Here is a 12,678-nt window from a genome sequence, read left to right on the forward strand (position 1 = left end):
GGAGAACTCTACCGGACCCCTCATCCGCCCTTGCAACCGGGTAGCCGCCTTCCGAACCGCGCAGGCCTCCGCGACCCAAGAGGTTGGCCGACGCGAGGGACGGAGCCCCTGCAACCGGGTTACTCGCGCTCCGAGAGCGTGACCTCCAGCCCACCCGCGAGGTCCGCCGACACGTTGTAGATGAACGCGCTCACCGTGGCCAGCGCGGACACCAGCACGATGTTGATCGCCCCGATGATGGCCGCGATGCCGAACACGCGACCGGCGCTGATCAGCGGTTCCGGGGACGCGTTCGCGCCCTCGCCGCCGACCAGGGACGAGTACGTGCCGTTCAGCTTGTCCCATACGCCCATGCCGTCGAGCACGGTGTAGAGCACGCCGACCGCGACCAGCCAGACGAAGAACATCGCGACGCCGAGCACCAGTGCCAGCTTCAGCACCGACCACGGGTCGAACCGCTTGATCTGCAGGCTCGCCCGCCGCGGGCCCCGGCCGGGGCGGCGCAGCGCGCTCGGCGTCGGCCGGGTGCGGCCCGCGGGCGGCACGTCGGCCGCCGCCGGCGGTGCCTCGCCTCCGAAGAGCCGGGGCGCCGCCGAGCCGGTCACCGGGTAGTCGTTCTCGGCCGCGGCCGGTTCTGGAGCCGCGGTGGGCACGTCCTCGGTCGCGATCCGCGCCGTGGCCATGGCCTCGGAGTCGCCGCCGCCGTCCTTGGCGGTGCGCTGCCAGGGCGGGTTGGCCGACGCGTCGTCGGCCTTGTCGGATGGTGCCACGTTGAGTCAGTCCTTACCCGTGCGTGGGGCGCCGATCACTGCTCCGGCGCCGTGCCGTCTTCTGCTGTGGGCTCCTCCGGCGTAGCCTCGGCCGCTTCCTCCGAAACCACCTCGGAAGCCGAAACTTCCGAGCCCTCCGAACCTTCACCGGCTTCGGAAGCCTCTTCGCCACCATTGGCGACGTCCGAACCCTCGTCCGCGTTGCGTGCGACCGCGAGAAGAGTGGTTCCGTCACCCAGGTTCATCAGCCGAACGCCCTTGGTCTGCCTGCCCGCCTTGCGCACGTCCCGCGCCGGCGTGCGGATGACCCCGCCGCTGGACGTGATGGCGAACAGCTCGTCGTCCTCGTCGACGATGAGTGCCCCCACCAGCCTGCCACGTTTGCTGTCGTGCTGAATGGTGAGCACGCCCTTGCCGCCGCGGCCCTGGACCGGATAGTCCTCGATCGGCGTCCGCTTCGCATACGCGCCGTCCGTCGCGACCAGCAGGAACTTGTCCGGTTTGACCACGCTGATGCCGAGCAGTTCGTCACCCTCGTTGAACCGCATGCCCAGCACGCCCGAGGTCGGGCGGCCCATCGGGCGCAGCGCCTCGTCGGTGGCGTGGAAGCGGATCGACTGCCCGCCCGCCGACACCAGCAGCAGGTCGTCGTCGGCCGCGGCCAGCACCGCGCCCACCAGCTCGTCGCCCTCGCGCAGGTTGATCGCGATGAGCCCGCCCGCGCGGTTGGAGTCGAAGTCGGTGAGCTTCGTCTTCTTCACCAGGCCGCGCTGCGTGGCGAGCACCAGGTACGGCGCGACCTCGTAGTTCGGGATCTCGATGACCTGGGCGATCTGCTCGTCCGGCTGGAACGCGAGCAGGTTCGCCACGTGCTGGCCGCGCGCATTGCGGTTGGCCTCGGGCAGGTCGTAGGCCTTCGCCCGGTACACCCGGCCCTTGTTCGTGAAGAACAGGATCCAGTCGTGCGTGGAGCAGACGAAGAAGTGCTGGACGATGTCGTCCTGCTTCAGCGTCGCGCCCTGCACGCCCTTGCCGCCGCGCTTCTGCGAGCGGTACAGATCGGTTTTCGTCCGCTTGGCGTAGCCCGTGCGGGTGATGGTGACGACGACGTCTTCCTGCGCGATCAGGTCCTCGACCGACACGTCGCCGTCGAACGGGATGATCTGGGTGCGCCGGTCGTCGCCGTACTTGTCGACGATCTCCATCAGCTCGTCGCGGATGATCGACCGCTGCCGCTCGGGCTTCTCGAGGATGTCCTTGAGGTCGGCGATCTCGAGCTCGATCTCGGCCAGCGTGTCGATGATCCGCTGCCGTTCCAGCGCGGCCAGCCGGCGCAGCTGCATGTCCAGGATCGCGGTGGCCTGGATCTCGTCGATCTCGAGCAGCGACATCAGGCCCGGCCGGGCCTCGTCCGCCGAGGGCGACCGCCGGATCAGGGCGATCACCTCGTCGAGCATGTCGAGCGCCTTGACCAGGCCGCGCAGGATGTGGGCCCGTTCCTCGGCCTTGCGCAGCCGGAACCGGGTCCGCCGCACGATCACGTCGACCTGGTGCTTCACGTAGTGCCGGATGATCTGGTCGAGCCGCAGCGTGCGCGGCACGTCGTCGACCAGCGCCAGCATGTTGACGCCGAAGTTCTGCTGCAGCTGGGTGTGCTTGAACAGGTTGTTCAGCACGACCTTCGCGACCGCGTCGCGTTTGATCGTGACGACGATCCGCATGCCGGAGCGGCTGTTGGACTCGTCGGCGATGTCGGCGATCCCGGTGAGCTTGCCGTCGCGCACCAGGTGCGCGATGTTCTCCACCAGGTTGTCCGGGTTCACCTGGTACGGCAGCTCGGACACGACCAGGATGGTGCGGCCCTTCGCGTCCTCTTCGACCTCGACGACCGCGCGCATCCGGATCGAACCGCGGCCAGTGCGGTAGGCGTCCTCGATGCCGGACGTGCCGAGGATCATCGCCTTGGTCGGGAAGTCCGGGCCCTTGATCCGCACGAGCAGCGCGGCCAGCAGTTCGTCGTCGGTCGCGTCCGGGTTCTCCAGCGCCCACACGACGCCCTCGGACACCTCGCGCAGGTTGTGCGGCGGGATGTTCGTCGCCATCCCGACCGCGATCCCGGAACCGCCGTTGACCAGCAGGTTCGGGAACCGCGACGGCAGGACGTCGGGTTCCTGGGTGCGGCCGTCGTAGTTGTCGCGGAAATCGACGGTGTCCTCTTCGATGTCCGCGAGCATCTGCATCGCGAGCGGCGCGAGCCGGGACTCGGTGTACCGCATCGCGGCCGCCGGGTCGTTGCCCGACGAGCCGAAGTTGCCCTGCCCGTCGATCAGCGGGTAGCGCAGCGACCACGGCTGGGCGAGCCGTACGAGCGCGTCGTAGATCGCCGAGTCGCCGTGCGGGTGGTAGTTGCCCATGACGTCGCCGACGACGCGGGAGCACTTGTTGTACCCGCGGTCCGGGCGGAACCCGGAGTCGAACATCGAGTACAGGATCCGGCGCGCCACCGGCTTGAGGCCGTCGCGCACGTCCGGCAGCGCCCGCGACACGATGACGCTCATCGCGTAGTCGATGTAGGAGCGCTGCATCTCCTGCTGGATGTCGACCGGTTCGATCCGGTCGTGTTCCGGCGGCAAGGTTTCCGTCATGGGGTCCTTCTTGTGAGCAGTCCTGGGAAGCGGGTGAGAAGGGGACGCCTACACGTCCAGGAAGCGCACGTCCTTGGCGTTGCGCGTGATGAACGAACGGCGGGCTTCCACGTCCTCGCCCATCAGCACGGAGAACAGTTCGTCGGCCTGCGCGGCGTCGTCGAGGGTGACCTGCCCGAGAAGCCGGTTCGCCGGGTCCATCGTGGTCTCCCACAACTCCTCGGCGTTCATCTCGCCGAGACCCTTGTACCGCTGGATCGCGTCGTCCTTGGGAAGACGGCGACCCGCCTCGACGCCGGCCTGGATGACCGCGTCGCGTTCCTTGTCTGAGTACGCGTACTCCGGCTCCGACCGCGGCCACTTGATCTTGTACAGCGGCGGCCGCGACAGGAACACGTGGCCGTGCTCGATCAGCGGCGTCATGAACCGGAACAGCAGGGTGAGCAGCAGCGTGGTGATGTGCTGGCCGTCGACGTCGGCGTCGGCCATCAGCACGATCTTGTGATAGCGCAGCTTCGAGATGTCGAAATCGTCGTGGATGCCGGTGCCGAGCGCGGTGATCAGCGACTGGACCTCGGTGTTTTTGAGGACGCGGTCGATACGGGCCTTCTCGACATTGATGATCTTGCCCCGGATCGGCAGGATCGCCTGGTACATCGAGTCGCGGCCTTCCTTGGCCGAACCACCGGCCGAGTCGCCCTCCACGATGTAGAGCTCGCATTCGCCGGGGTCGTTCGACCGGCAGTCCTTGAGCTTGCCCGGCAGGCCGCCGATCTCCAGCGCGCCCTTGCGCCGCACCAGGTCGCGCGCCTTGCGGGCGGCGAGCCGGGCCTGCGCCGACGAGATCGACTTGTTGATGATCGTCTTGGCTTCGCTCGGGTTGCGCTCGAACCAGTCGCCGAGCCATTCGTTCGACTGCTGCTGCACGAACGTCTTGGCCTCGCTGTTGCCCAGCTTGGTCTTCGTCTGGCCCTCGAACTGCGGTTCGGCCAGCTTGATCGACACGATCGCGGCGAGACCCTCGCGCACGTCGTCGCCGGTCAGGTTCGCGTCCTTCTCCTTGAGCAGCTTCTTCTCGCGCGCGTACGCGTTGACGACGCGGGTGAGCGCGGCGCGGAAGCCCTCTTCGTGCGTGCCGCCCTCGTGCGTGTTGATCGTGTTGGCGAAGGTGTACACCGACGGCGTGAACCCGGTGTTCCACTGCATCGCGACCTCGACCTCAAGCCCGGCTCCCTTGGCGTCGAAGGAGATGACGCTCTCGTGGATCGGGTCCTTGCTGCCGTTGATGTGCTTGACGAAGTCCTCGAGCCCGCCCGGGTAGCAGTAGACGACTTCCTTGACCCTGGCCTGCTTGCCCGCGGCGTCCTCTTCGGTCTCCTCGTCGGCGACGCGCTCGTCGCGCAGCGACAGGGTGAGGCCCTTGTTGAGGAACGCCATCTCCTGCAGCCGGCGCGAGATGGTCTCGAAGTTGTAGGTGGTGGTCTCGAAGATGTCGCCATCGGCCCAGAACGTGATGGTGGTGCCGGTGTCGGAGGCCGGGCCGAGGTCCTCCAGCGGGCCGGGGACCTGGTTCGTGTACTCCTGGCGCCAGCTGCGGCCGCCGACCTTGATCTCCGCCAGCAGCTTCGTCGAGAGCGCGTTCACCACCGAGACGCCGACGCCGTGCAGGCCGCCGGACACCGCGTAGGAGTCGCTGTCGAACTTGCCGCCCGCGTGCAGGATGGTGAGCACGACCTCGAGGGTCGGCTTCTTTTCCTTGGGGTGGATGTCGACCGGGATGCCGCGGCCGTCGTCGACTACCCGCACCCCGCCGTCCGCGAGCAGGGTAACCTCGACCTTGGTGGCGTACCCCGCCATCGCCTCGTCCACGGAGTTGTCCACCACCTCCTGGACCAGGTGGTGGAGACCGCGCTCACCGGTGGAACCGATGTACATGCCGGGGCGCTTGCGAACTGCTTCGAGGCCTTCGAGCACGGTGATGGACGACGCGTTGTACTCGCTCTTGTTCTCGGTCACCGGCGTTGTTTCTCCTCGTCTCGCCCGAGCGGACGCCCGCTACTACAACAGTGTACTTGCCCGCACGCGCTCACATGCGGCTAGGACACCCCTCAGCCGGTCGCAGAGGGACGAAATCACCCTGGCTTGAGTCATCTCGTATCCGAAGCCGCGCGGCCCGGTCCTCGGGGAACTCATCAGCCAGAGCGCAACCCACGTCAGCCGTACGTGTCACGCGGCCCGCGGCCAGGCACGTGCCGGGGCCCTTTCCGCCAGCTCGGAGCGGTCGGACCTTGGATCCGCATCCGCTTGACCACGCCGTTCCCGACGCCCGCGGCGATCTTCGCCAGCAATTTGCCCTGCAGCAACCGCAGCTGCGTGGCCCACGCGGTGGAACTCGCGCGCACGGTCAGCTCGCCGTCTTTCAGCGCCACCGGCTGGGCGTGTTCGGCGACGTCCTCGCCGACCAGCCGGGCCCACTGCCCGAACACGCGCGCGTTGGTCATGGTGTCCTGCCAGCCGCTGTCGGAGATCAGCCGCGAGACGAGCCTGCCGAGCGGCTGCGGGTCGCGCGGGTCCGCGCCCGGACCGGACCAGCGCCGCCGCGCCCGGTTCTGCCCGCTCCCCCCGATCCGGCCGCGCCTGAGGTTCGGCGGGGCTCCGCGTTCGCGGGCTTTCGCCTTCGCCGCTTCGAGCGCGGCGTGCGCGAGGTCGCGGCCGCTCGGTTTGTCCCCAGCGGCCGTCTCGTTCGGCCCAGTGGAACTGTCACGCTCCGTCGCGCCACGCGCGGAATTTCGGGAAGCATCGCCCGTTTCCGGGGTGTCAAGACCGCCATCTGGCCGGTTCGTCACGCGCGGCGATAACGCGGCTCCGGGTTTATCCACACTGTCCACAGGTTTGTCCCCAGATCGGTGGGCAACCCGCGTGACCCCGGTCACCCCGCGTGGTCGTCGTGGCTGTTCAGGCACGGTTCACCTCCCCGTCGGCCACCGTGAACCTCGCGCCGGCGAGCTCCTCGGGCACGTCCTCGGCCACCGCCGCGGTGATGAGCACCTGCTCGGCTCCCGCGGAGACCTCGGCCAGCCGGGCCCGGCGCTTGCGGTCGAGTTCGGCGAAGACATCGTCCAGCAACAGGACCGGTTCGCCCGCTTCGGCGCGCAGAAGCTCGTAACTTCCCAGCCGCAACGCGAGCGCGAACGACCACGACTCGCCGTGGCTCGCGTATCCCTTCGCCGGTGCTTCACCGAGGATCAGCTCCAGCTCGTCCCGGTGCGGTCCGACGAGGCTGATCCCTCGCTCCAGTTCCTGCCGCCGCGTGTCGGCCAACGCCTTCAACAGCAGTTCGCGCAGTACCTCCGCCTCGGCCCGCTCTCCGCCAGGCACTCCGTACGAGGGTGGAAGCGCTTCGCCGAGCGAAGACTTGTACGCGATCTTCGCCGGGCGAGAGTCGGGCGCGACTCCCATATAAGCGTCGGCCGTGTACGGCGCGAGGTCTGCGATGAGGTTCAACCGTGCCGCCAGCAACTGCGCGCCAGCCACCGAGAGATGGTCGTCCCACACATCGAGCGTCGAGAGCGCGTACGGATCTTCGCGACCAGTACGACGTTTGCCCGCAGTCTTAAGAAGCGCGTTGCGCTGCTTAAGCACCTTCTCGTAGTCCGCGCGCACGCCTGCGTACCGAGGCGCGCGAAGCACGAGCAGTTCGTCCATGAACCGACGGCGTTCACTCGGATCGCCGCGCACGAGCGAAAGGTCCTCTGGAGAGAACAGCACCGTACGCAGAATGCCGAGCACGTCGCGCGGTTTTCCGACCGCGCCGCGATTCACGCGGGCACGGTTGGCGCGGCCGGGCGTGATCTCGAGTTCGACCGTCAGCTCGCGGTCTTCATTGACGACCGCGACCCGGACGAGCGCGCGCTCACAACCGTGACGGACGAGCGGGGCGTCCGTGGCGACCCGGTGCGAACCGAGGGTCGCCACGTAGCCGATCGCTTCGAGCAGGTTCGTCTTCCCCCGGCCGTTCTGGCCGACGAGCACGACCGGCCCCGGTTCGAGGGCGAGGTCGGCCAGCGGCCAGGACCGGAAGTCGGTGACCTGGAGATGTCGCAGATACACGGGCGGGGACCGGGGAGCTAGCTCCCGGCCTTCTTCACCGCGTGCCCGCCGAACTGGTTGCGCAGCGCGGCGACGGCGCGCATCGCGGCGGAGTCCTTCTGCCGCGAGGAGAACCGGGCGAACAGCGCGGCCGACAGAACCGGGGCCGGAACCGCGTGGTTGACCGCTTCCTCCAGCGTCCAGCGGCCCTCGCCGGAGTCCTCGACGTACCCTTCGAGGTCGTCCAGTTCCGGGTCCTCGTCGAGCGCGCGCACCAGCAGGTCGAGCAGCCAGGAGCGGACCACGGTGCCGCGCTGCCAGCCCTTGATCACGGCGGGCACGTCGTCGACGATCTTCGCCGCTTCCAGCAGCTCGAAGCCCTCGGCGTAGGCCTGCATGATGCCGTACTCGATGCCGTTGTGGATCATCTTCGCGTAGTGCCCGGCACCGACCGAGCCAGCGTGCGAGAAGCCTTCCTCGCGCGGACCCTCCGGACGAAGCGCGTCGAAGATCGGCATCGCGCGCTGGACGTCCGACGCCGCGCCGCCGACCATCAGGCCGTAGCCGTTGTCCTTGCCCCACACGCCGCCGGAGACGCCGCAGTCGAGGTAGCCGACGCCGTGCGCCGCGAGCAGGTCGGCGTTCAGCTTGTCGTCGGTGAACTTCGAGTTCCCGCCGTCGATCACCAGATCGCCCTCGGACAGCAGCTGCCCGAGCTCGGTCACGGTCTGCCGGGTCGGCTCGCCCGCCGGGACCATGATCCACACGATGCGCGGACCGGACAGCTGGGAGACCATGTCCTCGAGCGAGGTCGAGTCGCTGACGTCGGGGTTGCGGTCATAGCCGACCACCTCGTGCCCGGCGGCACGCAGCCGCTCGCGCATGTTGAAGCCCATCTTGCCCAGGCCGACGAGACCCAGCTGAACCATGAGATCCCCTTTGGATTGGATCGGTTTTCCTCGGTTGGACGCGCCGCTCAGCCCGGCAGCCGGACCGGCATGAGCAGGTAGAGATACCCGGGGACGACGTTGCCCTCGGCGTCGGCTGGCTTGATCAGCGCCGGCCGGTTGGGCGTGGTGAAGGTCAGCTCGGCGCGGTCGCTGTGCAGCGCGCCGAGCCCGTCGACGAGGTAGCCGGGGTTGAACGCGATGGTGACCGGCTCGCCCTCGTAGTCGACCTGCAGTTCCTCTTCGGCGCTGCCTTCGTCGTCGCCGCCCGCGGACAGCCGCAGGGAGCCGTCGCCGAACTCGAGCCGCACCTGGGTGCCGCGCTCGGCGACCAGCGACACGCGCTTGATCGACTCGGTGAGCGCGCTGACCTCGATGACGGCGCGCGAGGTGTGGTTCGCGGGCAGCAGCTGGCGGTACGGCGGGAACTCGGCGTCGAGCAGCCGGGTGGTCGTGTAGCGGCCCGCGCCGGAGAGACCGAGCAGCCCGTCGCCGGAAGCGAGCGCGAGCTGCACGGTGGTGCCCGCGCCGCCGAGCGTCTTGGCGGCCTCGGCGAGCGTGCGCGCCGGGACGAGCACCGCGGCGTCGGACAGGCCCTCGGCCGGCTTCCAGGTGAACTCGCGCATGGCGAGCCGGAACCGGTCGGTGGCGACGAGGGTGAGCGTCTCGCCGGAGATCTCCAGCCGCATGCCGGTGAGCATGGGAAGCGTGTCGTCCTTGCCGGCCGCGGTGGCGACCTGGGTGACCGCCTGGCCGAAGACGTCACCGGTGAGCTCGCCCGCGTGCGCGGGCTGCGACGGCAGCTGCGGGTAGTCCTCGACCGGCATGGTCGGGAGGCTGAACCGGGCGCTGCCGCAGGTGATGGTGGCGCGGGCGCCGTCGACGGAGATTTCCACCGGCTGCGCGGGCAGCGCCTTGGTGATGTCGGCCAGCAGTCGGCCGGAGACGAGCAGCCGTCCGCCGTCGGCGATGGTCGCGGGCACGCCGACCGTGGCCGAGACCTCGTAGTCGAAGCCGGAGACCGTGAGCGCGTCGGACTCCCCGTCCGCGCCCGCGTCGAGGAGAACACCGCCCAGCACCGGCACCGGAGGCCGGGAGGGGAGGCTTCTGGCCACCCACGCGACGGCGTCGGCGAGCCCGTCGCGCTCGACGCGGATCTTCATGCGCGCTTCCTTTCGACAGCCGAGCCCCTCGGCTCGTGAAGGGGTCGCCGGGTACCGGTCGTGAGCACCGCGTGCGACCGGGTCCCCGCCGGTCCGGTCCGCCCCGCGCGGGAACGGACCAGCTGCAGACATCCACGTTAGGCCGTCGCCGGGGTCGCCGTCACCTCGGCCTCCCCTTCACTTTGTCGACAAGACGACACGAATCTCGGCTTGTCCCCAGTTTCCTCCTCCGCCTGTTTTTGTTCTGTTCTTTCTTAGAAGAGATGAAAAACCAGTAGCAGTAATAGGTGTTGTGGATTGTGTGGACAGAGCCCGTTCTCGCTGGTCGTAGCGTGCGGCGGCCTGTGGGCAGCCCTGGTGGCGGATCGGTGGATGGTTCGGGCGATCCGTGGATGGTTTCGAGCCCTCCCCGATTCATCCACAGTTGTCCCCAGTTGTCCCCAAGGTTGTCCCCAGGTTCAGGGCGAGTTGTACCCAGGCTCTGGGGGCAGCCGAAGCGGCCGGGATCGCCCTGGTGAGTGACGACCCACAGTTGTGGATCACCTGTGGGCAACCTGGGGAATCCGCGTGGACAACCCTGGGGACAACCTGTGGATTCGGTGTGGGCGGGGTGTGGAGCAAATCCGGGTCGCCGCAGCTCTGAGATCTGTTGGCACTGTGGGCAAACTGCGCACACCCTGGGGAAAACCCCTTGTGTATCAATGAGTTTGAGAAATTCTCTGTACACAGCCTGTGGACGTCTGTGGATACACGGATCGGCGTACGCGCCTTCACTCGCACAGCCGTACGTACGCACGCTTCGTGCGCGAAGCCAGTCATGGCAACAAAAAAGGACGCCACGGTGACTCCGTGGCGTCCTTTCGAGAAGGTCAGTGTCTACAAGCGAGTGTCCAAACGCGGCAGTCGGCTACTGCCGTGCACGCTGCTTTATCCGCGACGTCAGCTCTTGCACCTGGTCGTAAATCCGCCGGCGCTCGGCCATCTCCTTGCGGATCTTCTTGTCCGCGTGCATGACGGTCGTGTGGTCGCGGCCGCCGAAGGTCTGCCCGATCTTCGGCAGCGACATCTCGGTCAGCTCGCGGCAGAGGTACATCGCGATCTGGCGGGCCGTGGCGAGCGCCTTCGTCTTGCCCGGGCCGCACAGCTCGTCGAGCGTCACGTCGAAGAACTCGGCCGTGACGCCCATGATCGTCGGTGCGGTGATCTCCGGCGTGTGCGAATCCGGGATCAGATCGCGGAGCACGATCTCGGCGAGCCCGACTTCCACCGGCTGCTGGTTGAGCGACGCGAACGCGGTGACGCGGATCAGCGCCCCCTCCAGCTCGCGGATGTTCGCCTCGACCCGCGACGCGATGAACTCCAGCACGTCGCCGGGCACCGCGAGCCGGTCCTGCGCCGCCTTCTTGCGGAGGATCGCGATCCGGGTTTCCAGCTCAGGCGGCTGGATGTCGGTGATCAGGCCCCATTCGAACCGCGTCCGCAGCCGGTCCTCCAGCGTTTCCAGCCGCTTGGGCGGCCGGTCGGAGCTGACCACGATCTGCTTGTTCTGGTTGTGCAGCGTGTTGAAGGTGTGGAAGAACTCCTCCTGGGTGCCTTCCTTGCCCTCCAGGAACTGGATGTCGTCCACCAGCAGGATGTCGACATCGCGATAACGCCGCTGGAAGGCGACCTTGCGGTCGTCTCGCAGCGAGTTGATGAAGTCGTTCGTGAACTCTTCGGTCGAGACGTAGCGCACGCGCATGCCGGGGAACAGCCGCTGCGCGTAGTGCCCGACGGCGTGCAGCAGGTGCGTCTTGCCGAGCCCGGACTCGCCCCAGATGAAGAGCGGGTTGTACGCCCGGGCAGGCGCCTCGGCGACGGCGACCGCGGCGGCGTGCGCGAAGCGGTTGGAGGCGCCGATCACGAAGGTGTCGAAGTTGTACTTCTCGTTCAGCTTCGTCTTCGACGTCTGCGGCTGCGCGGGCGCGGTGTAGGGCTGTCCCGCGATCGGCTGGCCGGCGAACCGGGGCCAGATCTCGTTGGCGGTGGCGAGCGCCTCGCCCTCTTCGTCGACTTCCTCGTCCGGGTCCTCGACGTCGTCCAGGCCCGGGTGCACCGGCTGCTGTTGCGGCGGCGGGGGAGGCGGCGGGTCGACGCGCGCCGGAGGAAGACCGGCCGCCTCGACCTGCGGACGGCGCGGCGGCGGCATCGGCTTCGGACGCTCCGCGCGCACGTGGTCGGCGTGGCCGTTCTCGGTGTGCGGACTCGGCTGCGGCACCGGCTCCGGGCGGGGGACATCGTTTTCCACCCGGGCGGGTGACGCCGGATAGCGGGGGGCCGGGGCGACCGGCTCAGTGCTGTCGACCTTCACCGCGAGCGACACCGGACGGCCGAGCCGCCGGGACAGCGCTTCGGTGATCGAGGTGCGCAACGCGCGTTCGATGGCTTCCTTCGCGAAATCGCTCGGCGCGGCGAGCAGCGCGGTGCCGTCGAGGAGGCCGATCGGCCGGGTCACCCGCATCCAGGCCCGTTGCTGCGGGGAGAGGGTGCCGTCGGACAGCTCCCGCACCACCTGCTCCCAGATGACGCCCAGATTGTGCTGGTGCTCCGACACCGGTCTGACTCCCCTCCCCTCGTCGGCGCGCACGCCTCGGACCACCCCGAGCACGTCCTGGACGCTCGCCTCGAGCACGCGGTCCGGACTCACCCGCGCGACGGCACAGCGATATCCACAAAGTTGTCCACAGCTGTGCACTAATGTACGGCCGTCCGCAGCCACGCCCCCTGCGGGCTCGGCGTACCTCCCCGGGCGCCTCCACGCCCCCGGCGCCAGCGAGGCGCGTCAGTCCTGCCCGGAGGTCGAGAGAGGCACGCTAACAAGCCCTGCTCGATGCCACAAGACGTGGTGCTGCGCAAGCATTTCACGGTGTACGGCGTGTTGCCATTCGGTGCCGCGCCGTGCCGGGAGAGCAGTCTGGCCGGTCGGTCGCCGAGGGTGGCGGAGGGGCGCCTGCGGCGTTCACGACCGGGGTGCGTACCCTCGTAAGGTCTCCCGTATGCGACGGGTGCGTTTCGCGTGCCTACG

Annotated in this window: 8 protein-coding genes; all 8 read right to left on the bottom strand. The window is 68.5% G+C overall.

The window, feature by feature from the left end:
• Positions 1 to 119: 119 nt before the first annotated feature.
• On the bottom strand, positions 120 to 770 hold the full coding sequence (locus tag ACZ63D_RS15530) for a DUF3566 domain-containing protein (RefSeq protein WP_465354978.1): 651 nt from the start codon (positions 768 to 770) through the stop codon (positions 120 to 122).
• A 35-nt stretch (positions 771 to 805) separates the two neighbouring features.
• Complete coding sequence (gene gyrA / locus ACZ63D_RS15535; RefSeq protein ID WP_465354979.1) at positions 806 to 3,415, bottom strand: DNA gyrase subunit A; 2,610 nt, start codon at positions 3,413 to 3,415, stop codon at positions 806 to 808.
• Between the two features lie 48 nt (positions 3,416 to 3,463).
• On the bottom strand, positions 3,464 to 5,431 hold the full coding sequence (gene gyrB / locus ACZ63D_RS15540) for a DNA topoisomerase (ATP-hydrolyzing) subunit B (RefSeq protein ID WP_465354980.1): 1,968 nt from the start codon (positions 5,429 to 5,431) through the stop codon (positions 3,464 to 3,466).
• Between the two features lie 197 nt (positions 5,432 to 5,628).
• Entirely contained in the window at positions 5,629 to 6,261 is a 633-nt protein-coding gene (locus ACZ63D_RS15545; protein WP_465355552.1) for a DciA family protein, read from the bottom strand.
• Positions 6,262 to 6,370: 109 nt separating this feature from the next.
• The gene (recF, locus tag ACZ63D_RS15550; protein ID WP_465354981.1) at positions 6,371 to 7,525 is read right to left on the bottom strand and encodes a DNA replication/repair protein RecF; all 1,155 of its coding nucleotides are present in this window, start codon (positions 7,523 to 7,525) and stop codon (positions 6,371 to 6,373) included.
• A 17-nt stretch (positions 7,526 to 7,542) separates the two neighbouring features.
• Positions 7,543 to 8,433 (bottom strand): phosphogluconate dehydrogenase (NAD(+)-dependent, decarboxylating), encoded by an 891-nt coding sequence (gene gnd / locus ACZ63D_RS15555; protein WP_465354982.1) that lies wholly within the window; start codon positions 8,431 to 8,433, stop codon positions 7,543 to 7,545.
• A 47-nt stretch (positions 8,434 to 8,480) separates the two neighbouring features.
• On the bottom strand, positions 8,481 to 9,614 hold the full coding sequence (gene dnaN, locus ACZ63D_RS15560; RefSeq protein ID WP_037809143.1) for a DNA polymerase III subunit beta: 1,134 nt from the start codon (positions 9,612 to 9,614) through the stop codon (positions 8,481 to 8,483).
• A gap of 907 nt (positions 9,615 to 10,521) precedes the next feature.
• Positions 10,522 to 12,207 carry a chromosomal replication initiator protein DnaA gene (gene dnaA, locus ACZ63D_RS15565; RefSeq protein ID WP_465355553.1) on the bottom strand — a complete coding sequence of 562 codons (1,686 nt, stop codon included), beginning with the start codon at positions 12,205 to 12,207 and terminating at the stop codon, positions 10,522 to 10,524.
• Positions 12,208 to 12,678 lie beyond the last annotated feature (471 nt).

It is taken from the genome of Amycolatopsis sp. NPDC104775 (assembly GCF_055583325.1).